Origin of the sequence: Paeniglutamicibacter sp. Y32M11 (genome assembly GCF_019285735.1) — a bacterium.
Lineage (GTDB): Bacteria > Actinomycetota > Actinomycetes > Actinomycetales > Micrococcaceae > Paeniglutamicibacter.
This window is the reverse complement of sequence record NZ_CP079107.1, coordinates 2,997,138-3,018,675: the sequence shown is the minus strand read 5'-3', so window position 1 is coordinate 3,018,675 and position 21,538 is coordinate 2,997,138. Positions and strand designations below refer to the sequence as shown.

The window sequence follows — 21,538 nt, the reverse complement described above, 5'->3', positions numbered from 1 at the left end:
CGTTGGTGCCCCGGCGCGGATAGTGTTGGAAGTGATCAATGTGGTCCGCCGACCGTATTTACTCGCCGGCCACGAGACACGAGCTAACAAGAAGCGGAGTCTTCATATGGAAACGGTGCATGCCAAGGCACAGGGTTCGCAGCCCGACCACACGCCCAAGACTGTCATCGGACCACTGACGGCCCGCGATGTTGTGGTGCTGCTCGGCGGGCTGCTGGTGTTGGTGGGCTCCTTCCTCCCGATCCCGTGGAGCAAGACCGTTGCCGTTAATATGTGGATTTTCCCGGGCCTGCCCTTCCACTTTTTTGTCTCGGTACTGCTTCCCCTCGCGATTGCCGCCGGATTCCTCTGGCGTCGACTCCAGGGCCATTCGCGGGTTCGCGTGGGCTCCCTGAGCCTTGATCAGGCCGCTTCCGTGGTGGCGATCATCGCCTCGGCCTACTTCTTAAATTCCTACGTGGCCTCCATGGCCCCGGCCTACCTGATCGGGTTGTTTGGCGGCCTGGCGATGGTTGTCGGCACCACGCTGGCCAGCTACCTCGGTGCCTTCCGCGGTGATTTTGTGAGTGGGGGTGAATCGGTGCTTGGTTCCGATGTCTACCCGGTTCCCGTGACCAAGAAGGACAACAAGGGTGCTGCCGCGGCAGCCGAGGCTACCGATGATCACGAAGAGGTCATCGGCGCCAGCAGCACGGGGGATTACCACGCACCGTCGGTGCCGCGGACTTCGCACTCAAGCACCGCCACCTCCGATGACGCTCACACCGATGACCCTCACGCCGTCGTCGATGTCGATTCTCATGTTGAGGCCGAGCCGGTTGCCGAGATCGTGACCCCGACCCCGGCGGTTAAGACACCCGTTGTTGTTGCACCGACGTCCACCTCAGCTTCTGCTGCCGCCACCGATAATTCCGCCGCCGATGCTCATGAGCTGACCCCGGCCGAGTCGGAGAATGTTCCGTCCGCGGCTGAGGTCGCCGTTCCGAAGGCGACATCCGCCTCGGCTATCTCAGCAGCCGAGAACGATGCGAAGTTCAAGGCATCGACCACGGGGGCCGAGGCGGCGCGCGACACTCAGCCGAAGGACTCCCCGGCGGAGAAGGGACCAACTCCCGAGGCCCATGCAACATCTGCCGTTTCGAACGATGAATCTGTCCCCGCCGAGTCTCCCGTGACTGCGCAGAAGCAGTCCACGAAGCTTGAGGATGCCGATGACCTCGCGGTAAACAACGCCAGTAACACCCCCGACGCCAAGAACGTTCAGGACACCAAAAACACTGACGACCTCAAGAGCGCCAACGACGTCAATGGCACCAACGACGTCAAGGGCACCGAGGCCCCACAGAGCGCCGGGGCAGCGAAGCTCGCCGAGTCCGTGGCCCCCCAGGAATCGGCCACGGACAGCCGCAACGTCGGCGCGGAAAAATCCGCAACGCCGGCAGCATCACTCACCGCGACGTCAGCCGCGCAGAGCCCGGTGGCAAAAACCACGACCTCGGAAACCGAAGCCAAGGTGCCAAAGCCCGGTGCACCATCGGGCGTGAAGCCTGCCGCTGGGCAGTCCGCTGCCGCGCATCCGGCCACCAGCTTGAGCCCGGCGGCCCCGGTAGACATCAAGGCCACCGCGGCACTATCCCGTGCCGACATTCAGGCGCACCAGGAGGCAGCGGAGAAGGCGAAGGCTCGGGCCGCTGCCGAATCCGAGCAGGGCTTCGGGGCCCGCGCCGAGGTGCAGGAACCGGAAGAAAAGCACACCAGCTTCTGGTTTGCGCTCAACGCCCCGCGCCCGGTGTTCCACCCCGGTAACGGAAAGCAACTGGCCATGATGCAGCCGGGCACCTGGATTCTGTGCCTGGAGGACCGTGGCACCGAATACCTGATCAACCAGGCCAACGGAACTCCCGCGGTGCTGCGCAACCTAGATGACCTTCAGTTCCCGGAACAGTAGGAATGCACACGGAAGAAACCCCGCTGGGGCGTAAACGTCGGGCCCGGAAAATTAACCGGGTACTGGCCGAAACGTACCCCTATGCGGTGCCGGAGCTCGATTTCACCAACGCCTTCGAACTCTTGGTGGCCACGGTGCTCTCCGCCCAGACCACCGATGTGCGGGTCAACGCGATTACCCCGGCACTGTTTGCCGCGTACCCCGATCCGCTGTCCATGAGTCAGGCGGCACCGGAGGCCTTGCAGGAACTGATCCGGTCCACCGGTTTTTTCCGCGCCAAGGCCAACTCCCTGCTCGCGCTATCCAACCGCCTGGTTGACGTGTACGACGGGGTGGTCCCGGGACGGCTTGAGGACCTGGTGACCCTGGCCGGGGTCGGGCGCAAGACCGCCAACGTGGTGCTCGGTAACGCCTTTGGGGTTCCGGGCATCACCGTTGATACGCACTTCATGCGCCTGTCGAAGCGCTTTGGCTGGAGCACGGAAAGCGACCCGGTCAAGATCGAACATGAGGTAGCGACGCTCTTTGAGCCGGGGGACTGGACCATGCTCAGCCATCGCGTGGTCTTCCACGGCCGCCGTGTCTGTCATGCCCGCAAACCGGCCTGCGGCGCCTGCCCGCTGACCACACTCTGCCCGGCCTACGGGGAGGGCGAGACCGACGAGGTGAAGGCGCTTAAGCTGCTCAAATATGAGCTGGCACCGGGCCGCGAGGAGCTGGCCGCCAAGATGCGCGCCGGAGCCACACGAGCTCAATTGCGTGCGGAAGGATACGGGTTAGAAGCATGAGTGTACGCAGCGAATTACGCGCGATGATCCGGGCCAAGGCGCACCTGTCCGGGCGTGGTCCGGAAGCTGCCACCAAGATGCCCTCCACCTGGGTGTTTAACCCGCTGGATCCGACCACCGCGAAGCATGCGGCGGTGCTGATCCTCTTTGGCCGGCTGGATGATGTCCCGGCGGCCAGCGGGGTGAAGTCCGTTCACGAGGACCTCGATGTGCTCTTTGTGACCCGTGCCGACACGCTACGCAAACACGCCGGCCAGGTGGCCTTCCCCGGCGGCAAGGTGGACCCGGAGGATACGGACGCGATCGCCGCCGCCCTGCGCGAGGCCCAGGAAGAGACCGGGCTGGATCCGGCGGGCGTGGAAATTTTGGGGGTGCTGCCCGATGCGGAGCTGCCCATCACCAACTTCATCGTCACCCCGGTCATCGGCTGGTGGCACCAGACCTCGGAGGTATTTGTGGTGGACACCGCCGAATCCTCCACCGTTTTCCGCGCCCCGGTCGCCGACCTGCTGGATCCGGCCAACCGGGTCTCCTCGGTCATTCAACGCGACGGGCAGCGCTTTTGTGCCCCGGCCTTCGACGTGGACGGCGGCTTCATCTGGGGCTTTACCGGGATCTTGTTGGATCGGATCTTCAACGACCTGGGCTGGACCCTGCCCTGGGATGCTCAGCGCGAAGTGCATATCGGCGTTGGCGGGCCACACACGCCCTAGCGGGCCACCGGCCCGGTCCTACTTGGCCTGGTCATAAGAATTCACGATGACGGCGGTGACCGGGAAATCCACCGGAATGGTGCCAAAGAGCAGCTCCGAGGCCGCCTTGGCCGACTCGTGCACCAGCGCGATCACTCTCTCACCCTGGTCCGCCGGGACGTGGAGCATGATCTCATCGTGCAGGAAAAATACCAGCTGGCCGGCATCAATGCCCGCCGCCCGGCTCGCCGACAGGCGCCTGCGCAATTCACTCATCCAGCACAGCGCCCATTCGGCGGCGGTGCCCTGCACAATGAAGTTGCGGGTGAAGCGGCCACGGGCCCGGCCCTCGGCCTCCACCGCACGCGCTTCGGCCTCCGAGCCGGTGCGCGTCTTGGCCCTCAGCCAGGCCTCCGGCGCCGGCGGGGTGCCGCGACCCAGGAACGATGACACCCCGGCTCCGGCCTCACCCTGGGCCGCTGCCCATTCCACTAGGGAAACGGCCCGCGGGTAGGTGGCCTTCAACTTGGGCAACAGCCGTCCGGATTCGCCACTGGTGGCACCGTACATGGCCCCGAGCATCGCCACCTTGGCGTGCGCCCGATCCCCGCCGAAGCCGGCGTCGGCAATGCCCTGATACAAATCCTTGCCGCGGGCGGCGGCAGCCAACGCGTCATCACGCGAGAGCGCGGCCAAGATCCGTGGCTCCAACTGCGCGGCATCGGCGACCACCAGCACCTTGCCCGTATCGGCCCGCACCGCCGAGCGGACCTGATGAGGGATCTGCAGTGCCCCGCCGCCATTGGAGGCCCAGCGCCCGGTGACCACCCCGCCCACAATGTAGGTGGGGCGGAACCGCCCGCGATCCACCCAACGATCGAGCCACACATAACCGTTGGCGTTGGCCAGCCGGGCGATCTTTTTGTAGGCCAGCAAGGGTTCGATGACCGGGTGTTTGATCTCCGTCAGTTCCCAGGCCCGGGTATTGCTGATCGCGATGCCGGCCCGGTTCATGGCCTTAAGCAATTCCGCGGGGGAGTCGGGGTTGAGCCCCGGGGCATCAAGGAGTAAACGCAGGGTTGCGGCCAACGCCTCCATCTTCGGCGGACGGACCCCGACAGCGACCCGAGGGCCCAGCGCCTCGCCCAGCAGCCGATGGTGTTCGGCCACATCCCAGGGCACCCCCGCATGGGTCATCTCCGCACCGATCAGTGCTCCGGCGGACTCTGCGGCCAGCAGCAGGTTCAGCCGATGACCGCGCTCGGTGGCCGGGACGGCAGCGCGCTGAGCCAGAAATTCTGCGAGCACATTTTCCAGCGCGGCACTGTGGTTTTTGGGTTCACCGAACAGCTCACCCTGATTCTCCGCGACCCGGGCCGGCGGCAACAGGTGGGCGGGTGCGGTGGTGGAGGGATCCGGAAGCGCGCGAATCGAATCGAGGTAGGCGCCGGGGACGGCAAAGGGCGTATTTCGCAAAATGGTGCGGGCCAGTGAGAGGTCATGGACGCGTTCGATCATCACGCCGGCGGCCAATAGCTGGGGGTACCAGCCCTGGACCGAGTCGAAGACCCAGCGCGGTTTTTTGGCCTCCAGTTCTGCCACCACCGTGGCCAGGGTATCGCCGTAGACCTGAACCGGGGGGAACAACGCGGTGCCCGATCCGTCCACGATGGACACCACCGCGGTGGCTGCCTCGGCTTCGGCGTCGGACTGAGAGATGGAGTGGGTGGCCACTACCGCAAATTGCTGCACGCTCCATTCTTGCAGGCCGCGCCACCGCCTTGGCATCGCGCCTCACTTTCCCCTTGCCTTGCCCCACCTTCCCGCACCAGTGTCCCTCGGGCCTCAAACGGACTTATCCAGTGGCGGAGCTCAAGGGTCTTATGCCCGATGGGGCACCGGCATCACGCTGGGAGGCATGAAGGAACCCAGCAGATTTGTCGCCCGATCCACTCCACGTCCACGCACCCTGCAGCTGCCGGCGCTGGCTGCTGCCCGTACCAGGGATCAAGAACGCTTTTTGTCCCCCGAGCCGGTGCCCGAGCCGGTGCCCGAGCCGGTGCCCGAGCCGCAGGTCCGCAGGCTCCCGACCCCGTTGTCTCCCCTCCATGGTGTCCGAGTCTCGGTGCGTGTGCCATCGGCCGCCGAAACCGCTGGGGCCCGGCCCGCCGAATTGGCGCGCGCCGTGCTGCTCAGCCGCGATGTGGAACTGGCCCAGGCGCTGGCCTCGATCGCCGTGGGGGCGGGCATCGAACTGGTCTTGGCCCACGACGGGGCCCACCCGGAGGCGTGCGGCAACGAGGTCATCCTGGTGGGAGCCGACGCGGTGGCCGAGCTGGGAGCCATAGCTGCCGGATGCACGCTGATCCTCACCGGCACCCAGGAACACCAAGACATCCTCTGGCGCGCCGCGGCGGCCTCACCCGGGGCACGCGTCGCCATCCTTCCACAGGCCACCGCCTGGCTCGGCGAATACCTCGGGGAACTGGGACTCCATGCCGGGCGAGCGCACGTCACGATCGTGGCCGGAGCCCGCGGCGGCGTGGGGACCAGCACCTTCGCCGCACTGCTTGCCGCGAGCGCAACACTGGCCGGCCAACGCACCCTGCTACTGGACGCCGATCCTCACTCACCCGGATTCTGGCCGGTGCTCCGCGCCCGGGCGGCAGACGGGCTGGGCTGGGAGGACCTGGAGAATTCCCGTGGGCAGCTCTCACCCGGGCAACTAGCCGAAATCCTCCCGCTGGCACAGGGCACCGCGGTGCTCTCCTGGATCCGCGACCCCGGCGCCTTTGTGCCATCCGTGGCGCTGCTGAGCGAGGTCCTGGCCGCCTCGCGGCGCATCTATGAACGCATCGTGATTGATGCCGGGCACATCGGCTCCGTCCCGGCGGCCATGACGGCGCTGGCCACCACCCGGCTGCTGCTTTTGGGTGCCGGGTCGAGTTATACGCCCGGTGCCGGGCAGCGGCTGGGGGACCAAGCCCACCCGTGGCGTCTGATCGTCAGTGGCAAGCTCACCAGCGGAACCGATACCCGCATCGTGGCACAGCGGGCGGGACTCGAATTGGCCGGATACTTTGCCCCACGGCGTTCCATCGCGCGGGCCGCCGCGGCGGGAGGGCTGATGAACGTGCTGGTCCATCGCTCCTTACGGCGAACCGTGGCCCAATTGGGGCAGGGGTCGGAGCCGGCGCAGGTCCTTGAAACCCACGAAGCGGCCGCGGCATGAGTGCTCAGCGTGCTCAGGGTGCCCGGGGCCGCCGCCGCTGGGAAGCCCCCACGGTACTGCCGGTGTCGCTGGCCAACGCCGAGGTGCTCGAAGAAGCGCGCCTTCGCGCGATGGGCCAGCACGGAGAACTCAGTGAGGTGGATCTGGCGTCAGCGGTACGGGCCACCGGGCGGGTCATCGGTTCGGCGAGCAGCACCGAGATGCTGCGTTCGCTCAGTGATGACATCCACGGGCTGGGCATTCTTGAGCGACTGGCCGAAGTCCCCGGCACCACCGACATCCTCATCGACGGCCGCGGACGGGTCTGGGTGGATGGGAGTAGCGGACTGCACGCCTCCGATACCGCCTTCAGCGACCCCGGGCAGATTCGCGCCCTAGCGGTGCGCCTCGCGGCAGCCGGTGGGCGCCGCCTTGATGACGCACAACCCTTTGTTGACGTGTCGCTGGGGAACTACCGCATCCACGCGGTGCTGCCGCCGATCTCCACCGGCGGCCCACTGCTCTCCATCCGCATCCAGGGGAGCAAGAACCAACCGCTCGATGCGCTGGTCGCCGACCCCGACTGGTTAGCGGCGCTGAAGGCCATCGTGGCAGCCAAATTGAACTTTCTGATCTCCGGCGGCACCGGGGCCGGGAAAACCACGTTGCTCGCGGCCCTGCTGGCCTCCGTGCCTGCTAACCAACGGATCGTCGTGGTGGAGGACTCCGCCGAGCTCACCCCGGCCCACCCACACCTGGTGGGGTTGCAGTCCCGCAGCGGAAACGTGGAAGGTGCGGGAGAAATCTCGCTGGAGGTCCTGGTGCGTCAGGCACTGAGGATGCGACCGGACCGGCTGGTGGTCGGGGAATGTCGCGGAGCGGAGGTGCGCGAATTCCTCGCCGCGATGAACACCGGACATGAGGGAGCCGCCGGAACCGTGCACGCCAACAGCGTCATGGCCGTCCCCGCGCGACTCGCGGCGATGGGTGCGCTGGCGGGAATGGACTCGGCAGCCACGGCACTACAAGCGGCCAGCGCCCTGGACGTGCTGGTTCATCTGCGCCGCGATCCGGCCACGGGGAGACGTTCTCCCATCCAGCTCGGCCGCCTCGTCCTGACCACTCACGGAACCCTGGCGGTACAGCTGATCCACGCTCAAGGCACCGAACCAGCTGACCCCGAGGCACTGACCTGGTTCCGCGAGCGGCTCGACGCAGCGGGTGAAGGGAGCCCCTGGTGATCACCTTCCTTGCCGTGCTCCTGTTGGGGGCAGCGGGCTGGCTCTGGGCGGCACCGGGGCCCACGGCCGGGCCAAGCCGGCAGCGCCCGGCGCCTCGGCTCCGGCGTCCGGGGCCCAGACGTTCCACCCTCGCCCTGGCCACGGAGCAAAACGCCACGTTCATTCGGCAGCTCGCGGCGTTACTGCGTGCCGGTATCGCACCGGCCGCAGCGTTTGGCCTTCTGGCAGATATCTGGTCAACGGGCAGGAGCGCCGGTGAGGTGGACATCCATCGAGGTTGTACCCGGACGCTGGCCCAAATACATACCGGGGGAACGCTGCAAGAGGGTCTATCCGCTCATGGGGCCTCGCACCCCCTCCCGCGTCCGGAGAATCGTCGCCTGTGGAATCGCTTGGCCTGGTGCTTTGCCATCTGCGAACAATCTGGAGCCGCGCTCGCCGATCTGCTCGACACCCTGGCCGAGGAACAGGAAAGCGCGGCCGATCTGCACAGGGCCCTGCACGCAGCACTGGCCGGGCCGCGGGCCACCAGCCGGTTGCTGACCATTCTTCCCGGCATCGGGTTGGGGCTCGGTCAGCTGCTGGGCATCAACCCCTTCGTCATACTCACCATGAATCCCGTGGGCCGCATCGCCCTCCTCTGCGGAGTCATCCTATGGCTGGTGAACAAACTCTGGTGTGCCCAGATGCTGCGGGCCATCACGGCGAAGGTGCCATCATGAGCGCCGTGCTGGCCGCGGTGCTGCTCTGCGGAGCGGCAGTGTGGATAGCACTGGGCTCCCCGGAAAACCGCGGCACACCCGGAGCCGGACGTGGGCACGGGCAGGTAGCCAGATCCGGTGAATCGCAGACGGAGACGGAGACCGAATCCGTACCGCTGGTCTTGGAGATGTGTGCGACGTTGCTGGAGTCGGGGCTGCCGCTGCGTTTGGTGCTGCGCATCATCGGGGCCAACGTTCCTGGCTACGGCTCCCTGGATAGGGTGGCTCGCGCCCTGGAAATGAACGTGGACTGGGAACGCGCCTGGACCCAGGGCAGCACCGTGGTGCGTGAACTTGAATCCACGCTGCGCTTTACGCAACTGTCGGGAGCACCAGCGGCGGCACTTTTGCGCTCCTGCGCAGCGGCTGCCCGCAAACGAGGTGTGCGTGAGGCCGAGGCCCGGGGCGCGGAATTTGGCATCAAATTGGTGGTGCCGTTGGGGTTGTGCGCGTTGCCGGCCTTCATCGCCCTCGGGGTGGTGCCCGTGGTGATTTCCCTGCTTCCCCGGTTATGAGCCTTCATGCTTTCTAGCGCATCGGGGTTATCCCCAACCGGACCGGAGGCCGCCGCACCACCCATGGTTGTCCCCGCACACTCGTAGTGAAGTTCACCGGTGCACACCCGGCGCCGGATGACTTCCAGATCTCCAGGAGCCCACCTCAACTCAACGTGAAGGACCCATCATGGAAAATGACACCAACGACGCAACACCCGGCCACATTGATCTGCAGCACAACGCGGAATCGAGCACCGGTCTACTCAACGACGAAGCAGGCAGCACCACCGCCGAATTCGCCGTCGTCACCCTGGCCGCCGTCGCCTTCGCGGGACTCTTGGTCAGCATTCTCTCCAGCGGAGATGTTCGCGGGCTGCTCATGGGCCTGATCCGTCAGGCCCTGTCCTTCTAAGAAGGAAGTGAGACCATCATGGCCACGAAATCACAATCCGGCAGCGCGACAGCGGAAGTGGCGGTTCTGCTGCCGGCCGTGGCCATCCTGGTGGCACTTGTTGTGGGTGTGGGTGCCGTGGGTGGGGAACAGGTCCGTATCCAGCAGGCGGCTAGTGCAGCGGCTCGAGAGCTGGCTCGCGGTACCGATGAGGCACAAGTTACTGGTATCGCCCGCCGGATCGCCGGGCCGAAGATCAGCGTCGGCAGTTCCTACGGTGGCGGATATGGGCACGTGGTGGTTCTCTCCGGAGTCGCGTTGCCGTTACTCGGTGAGGTTCATTTGCGGGCCGAAGCCAACGCCCGCATGGAGCAGCAACCATGAGCCGCGCCAGCAACCACACGGAGGAAGGAAGCGGAACGGTGCTCATGCTCTCGGTCGTATGCGTGGCAGCTCTCGGACTCATGGTGGTGCTGATCTTCACTGCCGTGGCGAAGGCAGGGGCCACGGCAGGAACCGCCGCGGACCTGGCGGCATTGGCCGCGGCCGATGCCGCACGCGGGCTGGCCACCGGTGATCCGTGCGGAGTTGCTTTACGCACTGCCTCCGCGAACTCGGCCGCACTGGTGGGCTGCACCCGAGCTGGCCCCAGTGGTGAGGTCGTGACCGTCAGGGTTAGCGTTGCGGTTGCGCCAATCGGATGGCTACCCGATCTGACGCGGGCATTCTCGGTCGCCCGGGCCGGGCCACCACCGCAACCGTGGATCCTGCCCTGAAAATGACGGGAACTGATCCGGCGGGCGGGCACGGCCACTCCTACTGGGGTGCCGCGTCCGCCCGTTGTGCTTCATGCAGGATGGCGCCGAGCAACAGGATCGCTGCGGCCTTGTTCAACGGGTTGTTCTTGTTGCCGCATTTGGGCGACTGCACGCAGGAGGGGCATCCGGTGGCGCACTCACAGGCGACGATGGCATCGCGGGTGGCACCGAGCCATCTGACCGCTCGATCAAAGCCGCGCTCGGCGAATCCCGCTCCACCGGGATGCCCGTCGTAGACGAAGATGGTGGGCATCCCGGTGTCCATGTGAAGGGCAGTGGAGACCCCGCCGATGTCCCACCTGTCACTTGATGCCACCAATGGAAGCAGGCCGATGGAGGCATGCTCGGCAGCATGCAGAGCACCGGGGAAATCTTCCGGGGTGATGCCCGCGGCCAGCAGCCGCTTTTCGGGAATGGTGAACCACACCGACTTGGTGTGCAGGTCGCGAGCCTCGAGTCCGAGTGGTTCCTCCGAGAGGATTTCGTTGCTCATCACCGATTTGCGTTGGAAGGACACCACCTGGGTAGTCACCACCACTTCTCCGAAGTTCGCGGTGATCGGACCCCACGTTGCCGTGCGTTCGGTGTTGATGACCTCCACCGTGGTGATGTCCCTGGCTTGGGTGTAGAAGTCGGGGTTGGCACGGGTGACCATGACACAGTGGTCGGTTTCGTTGAGTTCATCCACCACGTAGGTGGCACCCTGGTGCACATAAATGGCCCCGTTGTGCGCTTGGTAGTGAGTCTGCGGAGAATCCATCGTTCCCAAGAGGGCTCCGGTCTCCGTTTCGATGATACTGACCGGTCCGCCACCGTCAGCACGGAGATTCACCATGGATGCAGCATGTTCGGGGTGAGTCCAGAACCAGCCAGCCGGTCGGCGGCGCAGGAATCCGCGCTGAACCAGCGAATCAAGCAACGCCGGGGCGGTGGGACCGAATGCGGACAAATCCTCCGAACGCAGGGGAAGTTCTTCGGCCGCGGCGCACAGATGCCCGGAGAGCACATAGGGGTTCTCCGGGTCAAAGACGGTGGCCTCAACTCCTGCCTCAAAGATTGCTTCCGGGTGATTCACCAGATACGTGTCTAGGGGGTCGTCGCTGGCCACCAAGACGGCCAAGGAGTCTTGACCCGCTCGACCTGCCCGTCCGATCTGCTGGAAAAAGGAGGCCCGGGTTCCGGGCCACCCGGCCACGAGCACCGCGTCGAGTCCGGCCACATCGATGCCCAGTTCTAGGGCCGAGGTTGAGGCGACGCCGAGGAGGGTGCCGTTGCGTAACGATTTTTCCAACTCCCGGCGTTCGGCCGGAAGGTAACCGGATCTGTAGGCTGCGACGCGCGCGGGTAATGATGGATGGACTTGGTCGACCATCGACCGGGTAATTGTTGCAATGGTTTCGGCGCCGCGGCGGGACTTGATAAATGCGAGGGTGCGGACCTGAGAACAAACGAGGTTGGCCAACAAATTAGAGGTCTCGGCGATCACCGTGCGTCGGGTTGGCGCGCCATTCTCACCGTGGAGATCGGTCAGTGGAGGCTCCCATAGTCCGATGGTCACAGACCCCTTGGGGGAGAAGTCGTGGGTGACCTCCGTTGCCGGTGCGCCAATGAGTTTGGAAAAGGACGCGGCAGGTTCGGAACTGGTGGCTGAGGCACCAATGAAGACCGGGTTGGCACCGTAGTGTTCACAGATACGACGAAGACGCCGCAAGAGGTTGGCGATGTTCGATCCAAAGACCCCCCGATAGGAATGGGCTTCGTCGATGATCACGAACTTCAACCGACGCAACATCCTGGCCCACCAGGTGTGGTTGGGAAGGATGCCGTAGTGCAGCATGTCGGGATTCGACAGGATGAAGTTGGAATGGTCGCGGATCCAGCGTCGAGCCGATACTTCGGTGTCCCCGTCGTAGCCGGCGGCGCGAACCGTGGGTAGGGAATAGCCTTCGATGGCGCTGAGTTGGTCTGCAGCCAGAGCCTTCGTCGGGGCTAGATAAAGCACCGTGGCGTCGTTGGGAATCAGGGTGGCTTGATTCTCCAGCGAAGAAACATGAATCGCGTTCAATGCCGGCAGCTGATAGGCCAACGACTTTCCCGAGGCAGTTCCTGTGGCCACGATGATGTTGTGGCCCTCATGTGCGAGATTGGCGGCTTGGACTTGGTGGAGCCATGGTGTTTGAACTCCCGAATGTTCAAACGCGGATCTGACATCGGGGTGCACCCATTCGGGCCAGGGTCCAGAGACTGCTTCGCGTGCCTCGATGATCCGAGAATGGAGCAGCGCCTTGGGGGTGGGCCCGTGGCCGAGAAGGGCGATCTGTTCCGAGTATTCGTTCACTGCTTCATTGTGGCATCACCTGCGGCCCAGCCACGTCATATAAGACAAAAGTGGTGGACCCCGCTGTCGCGGGATCCACCACTTTCATTGCTTATTAGACGAAGCTTAGGCTTCCTGTTGGCCCTCGAAAAGCACAACGTTGCCCAGATCGGTCCAACCCAAGAACTTGTAGAGCTGCTGGCCATCAATGCTGGCAATCAGCAGGCCTTCTTCAACATCGTGTTCAAGGGCTAGCGAGACAAGGGTGCGCATGATGAGGCTGCCAAGACCACGCCGGCGGAAATCCGGAGCGGTGATAATGCGGTCGAAGATCGCATAGCCGTTGACTGCCGAAACGTGGCCACTAGCGGCAACGATCGACGGGTCATCTTCGGGGTGGATAGAGACGTATGCGTGTGAATCGTCGCGCTCGATTTGGAAGGCAAAGCCTTCGGCGGGCAAAGGTGCCTCGACATCGTGGCCGACCATTTCGGTCACCATCAGGATCTCGTTAGCGTTAATTACGGTGAGACCAGCCGCCTGAGCGGCGTCGATGAGGCTCGATGTCTCGTTGGCGAAGGCAGTTAGCCGACGCTTGGGGTGCTTGTTGAGCGTCTCGGCGACGGCCACCAATTCCTCATTGGACGGTTCATAGATGACGTACTCCCAGTCTCCGGAAGTGTCGTGACGAAGGGCAGCGTGAACGCGGCCCTCATGCCGACTTTCGTAGCCTCGAGCACCGGCCCAGCCGGTAACCCATGTGCCAATTAATTCATCGCTTGCAGTAGATCCCATACATCGACCCTACCCCGTGAACAACCTACTTGCAGTGCATTTATGACAACTGTTGCAAGCTTGAAACACAGTGTTTACCCGGTGATGGTTGCCACTTCACGCGCACACTAGTGGTTTTAGGCCCTACCCTTAATAGCGTGTCGCAGAACCGAATTGTCTTGTATTACGCATTTACTCCACTTGCCGATCCAGAGGCTATACGCCTGTGGCAGCGGGCCCTGCTCGAACGGTGGAACCTTCGTGGTCGCATCATCATTTCCAGCCAGGGGATCAACGGAACCGTTGGCGGTGAAATCAAAGATGTAAAGGCCTATGTGAAGGCCACCCGGGAGTATCCACCGTTCAAAAAAATGGATATCAAGTGGTCCGACGGCTCGGCCGAGGACTTCCCGAGAATCTCAGTCAAGGTTCGCGACGAAGTGGTGTCCTTTGGGGCCCCGTCCGAGCTCGAAGTCGACGAGAATGGCGTGGTCGGCGGCGGCGTACATCTCAAGCCCGAAGCCCTGCATGAGTTGGTGGAAACCAAAAAAGCAGCCGGTCAAGAGGTGCTCTTTTTTGACGGGCGCAACGCCTTTGAAGCGCAGATTGGCAAGTTCAAGAACGCCATCGTTCCAGACGTCGAAACCACCCATGATTTTATTGCCGAGATTGAATCGGGCAAGTACGACGATATGAAGGACCAGCCCATCGTCACCTATTGCACCGGTGGCATCCGCTGTGAAGTGCTTTCCTCGCTCATGGTCAAGCGTGGCTTCAAAGAGGTTTACCAAATGCAAGGTGGCATCGTGCGTTATGGGGAAACCTTTGGCGACAAGGGCCTGTGGGAAGGATCACTTTATGTCTTCGACAAGCGCATGCACATGGAATTCTCCGAAGATGCCGTGACCATCGGGAAATGTGTTGGCTGTTCGGCACCCACCAACAAGTTCGAAAACTGTTCCAACCTCACCTGCCGCAATCTTCGTCTTTTCTGCGCGGACTGTGCTGCCAACGACGAATTGCGCCAGTGCACCGAATGCGTGCCCGAACCGAAGGGCTCACTCGTCCAGTAAAGCGGTTCTATAGGTGGCGATCTGCCGATTGCCACGCAGTAGCGTGGCGTTAGCAGCCAAGGGGTGGTCATCATGCGCCCGGTTTGCCCCGGGAGTTCGGTGAAGACCCCTTGGTTACGCGCTTGGCATGCTCTCTGGCCACATGCCAGCGGCTCCGTCACCGGGCTCCAGCATTTCGCTTTCGGTATGGAAGATCTGCAGACCACGCGCCTGATAGTTCGCCAAGGCCGCCGGTCCATCCAGCGAACAGGTATGTACCCAGATTCTGCTCACCGGTGGGAAGGACGCCCAACGCGCGTCAAGATCCCATGCCCGTGACATGCCCTCGGATAACAGTGCCCCGCCTAGTCCGTGGCCAATGCTCTGTGGAAAGAGTCCAAAGTACATGATTTCCACCTCGGTTCCGGTTCTTTCGACCCGGCCGACCAGCTCCAGATATCCGGCCGGTGCGCCATGAAGGTAGATGACGTACGTTTCAACTCCTGCGGCTTCGAGCAGGGATGCCCACTCGGCGCGAGTTAACGACAATCTGTCGGACCAGTTCCAGCCACTACCCACACCCTGGTACAGGTACTTGCTGAACTCCGGAGTCATGGCCTCGACGCGCTCGATTCGTGCCCCTGCGGGCAACGTTCGGGTGCTTCGGCGGAGCTCGGAGACGGAGAGCTGCTGCAAGTGGGTGGTGGTGACCTCAATCATGAGTTCTATCTTAGGCATCGCCGTCCCGTGCCGGGGAGCTGATCGCTAGACTGTGAAGCGTGACTTCCACCGAAAACTTTGCCCAAGTTCCCGATGCCCCGCGCAGTGACGATGTCAGTCTCCTTGAGCAGTTGGCCGGTGATTTGCGCCGCGCCACATTCCACCATGAGGCGATCACCGAATTTCTCGGTGACACCGCGCACGATGCGTTGCTACGCGATCAGCTTATTCCGGCGCTACGCACCATCGCGGCGTTGGATGCCCCCACGCCGTTGAGCACCACCCTAGGCTTGTTTATGCTCGGCGTCGAGGTGCCGGAGGGCGAACTTGCTGCTGCCTTCCCGGCCACGGGGATCGCCGGGCTTCACGGCCTGGGCCTCATCGAACCGGCAGAGTCGGGAGAACTTTGGCGTGCACGCGTTGATTTGCGCACCCATGCCTCCGATGCTGATGCGGAAATTTGGGTAGCCAGCGATTTGGGTGCGCACCAGCGTGCCGGGGTGCTGCGCCACGATCACGTGCTGGGCATTGGCCAAGCGTCCTTGACCCTGGCTCAGACGACCGTGCGGCCGCAGGTCCGCTACGCCCTGGATTTGGGCACCGGCTGCGGTATTCAAGCTTTTCATTTGTTGTCTCACGCAGACCGGGTGGTTGCCACAGATATTTCGGCGCGTGCATTGGGGTTCACCCGCTTCAATTTGTTACTGAATCACCAAGCGTTGGCCATCGATCCACACGACCTGCAAGCACGTGTTGACCTCCGTTTGGGGTCCCTATTAGACCCGGTTCGGGGTGAAGAGTTTGACCTGATCGTCTCCAATCCGCCCTTTGTGATCACTCCCCGTTTTGCTGGGGAACAGGACGCGGATCGTTTTACCTACCGCGACGGCGGGATGCCCGGCGATACCCTGGTATCCACGCTTGTCAGCTCCCTTCCCTCGATTCTTGCCCCGGGTGGAACCGCACAAATGCTGGCCAACTGGGAAATCACCGAAGTGGTAGACGAGGAGCAAGCTCGAGACTGGACCGCCGGCCCGCGTTCCTGGCTCGGTGCCGATACCGAAGCCTGGTTCATCCAGCGTGAAATGGTCAGCCCGACCGAATACGCGGAGACTTGGCTGCGCGACGCCTCGCAGGGCAGGGACCCGTTGGCGTTTGCCGAGCAATACGGTGCGTATCTTGATGACTTTGCCTCACGTAATGTCGGGGCCATCGGTTTTGGCATGGTCTGGTTGCGCCGGCCCGCGACAGGAAAAAATGGGATGGGAGTCAACTTCGAAGCGATCGGTTATCCCATCGAACAACCCATCGGTTCGTACCTGACACGCGATATTGCCGTGGCCGATGAATTGGTCGCACATGATGTTGGCGACTTGCATTTGGTGGTGGCCGAGGACGTGACCGAGGAACGTCACCAGCGACCGGGCGCGGAGCACCCCGGCGTGATCTTGTTACGCCAAGGTGCAGGTTTACGGCGAACCGAAATATTGGACACCGCACTGACCGGGTTTGTTTCTGCCTGCGACGGTGATTTGAGCATATCGTCACTAGTCAATGCGCTTAATTCGTTGATAGGCGAGGGTGATCCAGAGTTTTCTTCGCGGCTACATGAAGGAGTTGTGCGGCTTATTAAGCACGGGTTTCTTTTGGAGATGCGAAACAACCGCTAAAGTTTTTTGATATGAGTCAGAACACATCCCCGGAGGCAGGCGTTAAACCCGTCAGCGTGTCCCCGGCGCCCGCCGCACCGGTGTCGATTAGCGACCCGCAAGCCATCCGCGCCCTTGCCCACGAGGCGAGACTGACGGTGCTGGAAGAACTTTTTGCTTCGCAGGCAACACGTACCGCTACCGAACTGGCCACGCGCTGTGCTCTGACTCCGAGCGCCATGAGTTATCACCTGCGTGCCCTGGAGAAATACGGTTACGTGATCCGTGCGGCAAGCGAGGGTGATGGCCGCGAACGCCGCTGGAAGGCTGCCGGCAGCCAACTGGTGCTTGGCTCACTCTCGGACTCGACCAGTGCGAAGAACGCCTACCTCAACGTGCAGCTCAACGCCTTCCGCGACCGACTCTCGGCGGAAATTAACCGTCGTGATAAAGAACGCAAGGAAGGTCATGAACCTGCGCCCGATCGTGCTCCGGTACTGACCACCGGTGTGGTGTTCCTCTCCGAGACTCAGCGCAAGGAATTCATCACGAAGGTCTATGACCTGCTCTATGAGTACGAGGATTTGGCCGAACCCGAGGCTCGTGGCGTGGATGGGGACCGGCTCTACTATATGCTTTCATTTCTCCCCGAGATCCGCCCCGAAATGGGGGACTAGGTTTCTCTCGTGGGCCGGGTAAACGCTATTTGAGGTTCCCAGCTTGCCGAGGTGCGCAAAATTGCGGCTAACCTAGATCAGGGAATGTGCTGTGCGCCCACTTTGGTGCACCACTGGTTGCTAATAGGAGTGCTGTGCCCGCCAAGGCCAAGGAAAAGACCGGTATGAAGCTCGTGATCGTGGAGTCTCCTGCTAAGAGCAAATCTATCGCCAAGTATTTGGGCGATGGATTTGAAGTTGATGCCTCGGTGGGGCACATTCGAGATTTGGCGCAACCCGCCGATCTGCCCACGGAGATGAAAAAGGGGCCATACGGCAAATTTGCCGTGGACGTCACCAACGACTTCGACCCCTATTACGTCGTATACCCGGATAAGAAGAAGCGTGTGGCCGAGCTCAAGGCGAAGCTCAAAAATGCCGACGCACTCTATCTCGCGACCGATGCGGACCGCGAAGGCGAAGCCATCGCGTGGCACCTGCTCGAGGTGCTTAAGCCCAAGGTTCCGGTCTACCGCATGGCCTTCACGGAGATCACCCAAGAGGGCATCAACCGTGCCATGGAAAATATCCGCGAACTCGACACCGACCTGGTTAATGCCCAGGAAACCCGTCGTGTGCTGGATCGTCTCTACGGCTACGAGATCTCCCCGGTGCTCTGGCGCAAGGTGGCCCGTGGACTGTCCGCCGGCCGTGTGCAGTCGGTGGCAACTCGCCTGGTGGTCGAGCGCGAACGTGAACGCATGGCGTTCCGCAACGCCTCCTACTGGGATTTGACCGGAACCTTCGCCACGAATGCCGGCGAATCCTTCGGCGCGAAGCTCTCCAGCGTTGACGGTGCCCGTGTGGCCACCGGCCGCGACTTCACCGACCGCGGTGAACTGAAGACCCCCAAGTCCGGTTCCGTCGCTCACCTGGACGAGGCCGGTGCCACGGCACTGTCCAACGGACTGGCCGAGGCCGATTTTGCCGTGACCTCGGTGGATGAAAAGCCCTACACCCGTCGACCGGCAGCCCCGTTCACCACCTCAACGCTGCAGCAGGAAGCCAGCCGCAAGCTGCGCTGGAGCTCAAAGTCCACCATGCAGGTCGCCCAGCGCCTGTATGAAAACGGCTACATCACCTACATGCGTACCGATTCGGTGTTCCTGTCCAACGAGGCAGTGAACGCCGCCCGCAAGCAGGCAGCAGAACTTTACGGAACCGACTCGGTGCCGGATAAGCCGCGCGTTTACAAGGCCAAGAGTGCAGCGGCGCAGGAAGCCCACGAGGCCATCCGCCCCGCCGGTGATTCCTTCCGCCGCCCGGCCACCGTCCGTGCCCAGCTCTCGGCCGATGAATTTAGGCTCTACGAACTGATTTGGAAGCGTACCGTCGCCTCGCAGATGTCGGACGCCAAGGGTTTCACCGCCACCATCAAGCTGGCCGGTGAAGCCACCACGGGGCAGCTTGCGGAGTTCTCCGCCTCCGGCACCGTGATCACCTTCCGTGGCTTCATGGCCGCCTATGAGGAAGGCCGTGACGCAGCCCGCGAGGCCGAGGCGGCCGACGCGGCAGAGGAAGCACGCCTGCCCCAGCTTAAGGTCGCCGACCCGTTGGCTGGCACCGGCATCGACGCCATCTCCCACACCACCTCCCCGCCGGCGCGCTACACCGAGGCCTCGATCGTCGCCGAGCTTGAAGCTCGCGAGATCGGTCGCCCCTCGACCTTCGCCCCGACCATCTCCACGATCATGGATCGCGGATACGTGACCAAGCGTGGCGGCGCCCTGGTGCCCAGCTGGATCGCGTTCTCCGTGGTGCGTCTGCTGGAAGAGCACTTCGGCAAGTACGTCGACTACGACTTCACCGCACGCCTGGAAGATGATCTGGACGAAATTGCGCACGGCCAAAAGGGTCGCAGCGCCTGGCTGAAGGACTTCTACTTCGGTTCCGAGGCCACCGGTGAGGCCGGCCTGGAATCGGTGGTGAACAACCTGGGCGACATTGACGCTCGCGCCATCAACTCCATCGACATCGCCCCGGGCATCGTCCTGCGCGTGGGCAAGTTTGGTCCGTACCTGGAAAAGCCGTTGCCCGCCGATGCCCCCGAGGGCACCGACCCGCAGCGTGCCAATGTGCCCGAGGATCTGGCTCCGGACGAGCTCACCGCCGAAAAGGCCATCGAGCTGATGGAGCAGCAGGGTCCGAGCGAAAACGTGCTCGGCGTTGACCCGGAGACCGGGCGCACCATCGTGGCCCGGGACGGACGCTACGGCGCCTACGTCACCGAGGTCATCGTGGAGCCCACGGCCGAGGAATTGGCCGCACTGCCCGTGGAGTACTACAAGAACGGCAAGCCCAAGCCGCCGAAGAAGCCGGTCAAGGCCAAGCCGCGCACCGGTTCGCTGTTCAAGACCATGAGCGTGGAGTCGGTGACGCTCGAGGAAGCCCTACGCCTGATCTCGCTGCCGCGGGTGCTGGGCGCGGACGCCGAGGGCGTGGAGATTACGGTGCAGAACGGCCGTTTTGGGCCCTACCTGAAAAAGGGCACCGACTCGCGCTCCATCGGTACCGAGGAAGAGATCTTCACCATCACCTTGGAAGAAGCGTTGGAGATTTACGCAACGCCGAAGGTTCGTGGCGCGCGTGCGGCCGTGCCGCCGCTGGCCGAGTTTGGTGTCGATCCGGTCTCGGAGAAGAACATCGTGGTCAAGGAGGGACGCTTTGGTGCCTATATCACCGACGGCGTCACCAACATCACCATCCCGCGTGATACCACGCTGGAGGAGCTGACCCGGGAGCGGGCCATCGAGCTATTGGCCGATAAGCGCGCCCGGGGACCGGTCAAGCGCAAGACCGCTGCCAAGGCCCCGGCCAAAAAGCCGGCGGCCAAGAAGGCTCCGGCCAAAAAGCCAGCGGCCAAGAAAACTAGCAAGTAGCCCTCGCTAGCGAGGACCGAGCAAGAGCATGAAGGGCACAGAATGAGGCTGGGCGTACTGGATATTGGATCGAACACGGTCCATCTATTGTTGGTGGATGCCTATCCGGGCGCCCGCCCCGTGCCCTTTGCCTCGCACAAGCGGGCCCTGTCGTTGGTGTCCTTCCTGGACGAAAACGGGGCCATTAACGATGCCGGGCAAACCGAGCTGTTGGACTTTGTGCACGAGGCGGCACAATTTGCCATCAATCATCATGCCGAGGACCTGCTGGCCTTCTGCACCTCCGCCATCCGCGAATCGGCCAATGGCGAGATGGTGCTGGCTCGGGTGGTGAATGAAACCGGTGTTCAGCTCACCGAGCTCACCGGTGAACAGGAGGCCGGCATGACCTTCCACGCGGTGCGCCGCTGGTTTGGCTGGAGTGCCGACACCATCTTGAACCTGGACATGGGTGGCGGCTCCTTCGAACTCGCCCTGGGCGGGGACGAATTCCCCAGCGTGGCCCACTCGGTACCACTGGGTGCGGGCCGGCTGACCCGCGAATGGCTGCCCGAGGATCGTCCGTCGATCCAAAAACTCAAGGAAATGCGCCACTATGTGCGCGATGTGCTGGCCGAACCCGCGGCCGAGCTGCGCCAATTTGGCAAGCCGTCCATGGTCACCGGCACCTCCAAAACCTTCAGGTCGCTGGCCCGGATCACCGGTGCTGCGCCCAGCGCCGATGGACCGTATGTGAAGCGCGTGCTGCGTGCCGATTCGCTCAAGTTGTGGACCAACCGGCTGACCGCGATGAGCTGGGATGAGCGGGTGGAATTGCCCGGAGTCTCGGCGATCCGTGCCCCACAGCTGCTCGCCGGTGCCGTCGTCGCCCTGGAAGCCATGAACGCGCTGAAGGTTAAATCCCTGCGCATCTGCCCGTGGGCACTGCGTGAGGGTCTGATGCTGCGCCGTTTTGACCACGTTTTATTTGACTCCACCGCGCCGCTCAGTAGTAGCGTGGGTGTTGGTGAAGTTGCCTTGGGTAGGGCCTCGGCCCTGTCCTTGGCGCAGGGAAGTACCGTTCTTTAGGACCGAAACATAAGGG

The 21,538-nt window shown here is 63.2% G+C and carries 19 protein-coding genes; 15 read left to right on the top strand and 4 right to left on the bottom strand.

Features of this window, described 5'->3' with window-relative positions:
• Positions 1–106 precede the first annotated feature (106 nt).
• Genes KUF55_RS13375 through KUF55_RS13365 form a run of 3 tightly spaced genes read left to right on the top strand, consistent with a single transcriptional unit; the run spans position 107 to position 3,449 of the window.
• On the top strand, positions 107–1,948 hold the full coding sequence (locus KUF55_RS13375) for a hypothetical protein (RefSeq protein WP_218816903.1): 1,842 nt from the start codon (positions 107–109) through the stop codon (positions 1,946–1,948).
• Positions 1,949–1,950: 2 nt separating this feature from the next.
• Positions 1,951–2,736: an endonuclease III gene (gene nth, locus KUF55_RS13370; RefSeq protein ID WP_132359046.1), complete on the top strand. Its 786-nt coding sequence runs from the start codon at positions 1,951–1,953 to the stop codon at positions 2,734–2,736.
• Entirely contained in the window at positions 2,733–3,449 is a 717-nt protein-coding gene (locus KUF55_RS13365; RefSeq protein WP_218816902.1) for a CoA pyrophosphatase, read from the top strand. The genes nth and KUF55_RS13365 overlap by 4 nt, the downstream gene beginning before the upstream one ends.
• Before the next feature lie 18 nt (positions 3,450–3,467).
• Here the strand turns inward: KUF55_RS13365 and KUF55_RS13360 are convergent, their stop codons facing one another.
• Complete coding sequence (locus KUF55_RS13360) at positions 3,468–5,180, bottom strand: bifunctional 3'-5' exonuclease/DNA polymerase (RefSeq protein ID WP_255557036.1); 1,713 nt, start codon at positions 5,178–5,180, stop codon at positions 3,468–3,470.
• Positions 5,181–5,346: 166 nt separating this feature from the next.
• Here KUF55_RS13360 and KUF55_RS13355 point away from each other — a divergent pair, with 166 nt between their 5' ends.
• From KUF55_RS13355 to KUF55_RS13325, 7 genes are all read left to right on the top strand, one after another.
• Positions 5,347–6,660 (top strand): hypothetical protein, encoded by a 1,314-nt coding sequence (locus KUF55_RS13355; protein WP_218816901.1) that lies wholly within the window; start codon positions 5,347–5,349, stop codon positions 6,658–6,660.
• Entirely contained in the window at positions 6,657–7,880 is a 1,224-nt protein-coding gene (locus tag KUF55_RS13350) for a TadA family conjugal transfer-associated ATPase (RefSeq protein WP_218816900.1), read from the top strand. Before KUF55_RS13355 ends, KUF55_RS13350 begins: the two co-directional genes overlap by 4 nt.
• Complete coding sequence (locus KUF55_RS13345) at positions 7,877–8,602, top strand: type II secretion system F family protein (protein ID WP_218816899.1); 726 nt, start codon at positions 7,877–7,879, stop codon at positions 8,600–8,602. Before KUF55_RS13350 ends, KUF55_RS13345 begins: the two co-directional genes overlap by 4 nt.
• Entirely contained in the window at positions 8,599–9,156 is a 558-nt protein-coding gene (locus KUF55_RS13340; RefSeq protein ID WP_218816898.1) for a type II secretion system F family protein, read from the top strand. Before KUF55_RS13345 ends, KUF55_RS13340 begins: the two co-directional genes overlap by 4 nt.
• A 169-nt stretch (positions 9,157–9,325) precedes the next feature.
• Positions 9,326–9,550 (top strand): DUF4244 domain-containing protein, encoded by a 225-nt coding sequence (locus KUF55_RS13335; protein ID WP_218816897.1) that lies wholly within the window; start codon positions 9,326–9,328, stop codon positions 9,548–9,550.
• An 18-nt stretch (positions 9,551–9,568) separates the two neighbouring features.
• The gene (locus tag KUF55_RS13330; RefSeq protein ID WP_218816896.1) at positions 9,569–9,913 is read left to right on the top strand and encodes a TadE family type IV pilus minor pilin; all 345 of its coding nucleotides are present in this window, start codon (positions 9,569–9,571) and stop codon (positions 9,911–9,913) included.
• Positions 9,910–10,305, top strand: a complete 396-nt coding sequence (locus tag KUF55_RS13325) for an Rv3654c family TadE-like protein (RefSeq protein ID WP_218816895.1) — start codon at positions 9,910–9,912, stop codon at positions 10,303–10,305. Before KUF55_RS13330 ends, KUF55_RS13325 begins: the two co-directional genes overlap by 4 nt.
• Before the next feature lie 40 nt (positions 10,306–10,345).
• Here the strand turns inward: KUF55_RS13325 and KUF55_RS13320 are convergent, their stop codons facing one another.
• Entirely contained in the window at positions 10,346–12,685 is a 2,340-nt protein-coding gene (locus tag KUF55_RS13320) for a DEAD/DEAH box helicase (protein ID WP_218816894.1), read from the bottom strand.
• A gap of 105 nt (positions 12,686–12,790) precedes the next feature.
• Complete coding sequence (locus KUF55_RS13315) at positions 12,791–13,459, bottom strand: GNAT family N-acetyltransferase (protein WP_132359017.1); 669 nt, start codon at positions 13,457–13,459, stop codon at positions 12,791–12,793.
• A gap of 137 nt (positions 13,460–13,596) precedes the next feature.
• On the opposite strand from KUF55_RS13315, the gene KUF55_RS13310 reads away from it, so the two are divergent.
• Complete coding sequence (locus tag KUF55_RS13310; protein ID WP_218818793.1) at positions 13,597–14,511, top strand: rhodanese-related sulfurtransferase; 915 nt, start codon at positions 13,597–13,599, stop codon at positions 14,509–14,511.
• 114 nt (positions 14,512–14,625) lie between these two features.
• Here the strand turns inward: KUF55_RS13310 and KUF55_RS13305 are convergent, their stop codons facing one another.
• Positions 14,626–15,210: a GNAT family N-acetyltransferase gene (locus KUF55_RS13305; protein ID WP_218816893.1), complete on the bottom strand. Its 585-nt coding sequence runs from the start codon at positions 15,208–15,210 to the stop codon at positions 14,626–14,628.
• Positions 15,211–15,269: 59 nt separating this feature from the next.
• On the opposite strand from KUF55_RS13305, the gene KUF55_RS13300 reads away from it, so the two are divergent.
• The 4 genes from KUF55_RS13300 (at position 15,270) to KUF55_RS13285 (ending at position 21,522) form a co-directional block, all read left to right on the top strand.
• On the top strand, positions 15,270–16,880 hold the full coding sequence (locus tag KUF55_RS13300; protein WP_255557035.1) for a methyltransferase: 1,611 nt from the start codon (positions 15,270–15,272) through the stop codon (positions 16,878–16,880).
• An 11-nt stretch (positions 16,881–16,891) separates the two neighbouring features.
• Positions 16,892–17,536, top strand: coding sequence for a helix-turn-helix transcriptional regulator (locus tag KUF55_RS13295; RefSeq protein ID WP_132359009.1), 645 nt, complete (start codon positions 16,892–16,894; stop codon positions 17,534–17,536).
• 134 nt (positions 17,537–17,670) lie between these two features.
• Positions 17,671–20,454 carry a type I DNA topoisomerase gene (gene topA / locus KUF55_RS13290; protein WP_132359006.1) on the top strand — a complete coding sequence of 928 codons (2,784 nt, stop codon included), beginning with the start codon at positions 17,671–17,673 and terminating at the stop codon, positions 20,452–20,454.
• A 42-nt stretch (positions 20,455–20,496) separates the two neighbouring features.
• The gene (locus KUF55_RS13285) at positions 20,497–21,522 is read left to right on the top strand and encodes a Ppx/GppA family phosphatase (RefSeq protein ID WP_132359003.1); all 1,026 of its coding nucleotides are present in this window, start codon (positions 20,497–20,499) and stop codon (positions 21,520–21,522) included.
• The last annotated feature ends 16 nt before the right edge of the window (positions 21,523–21,538 follow it).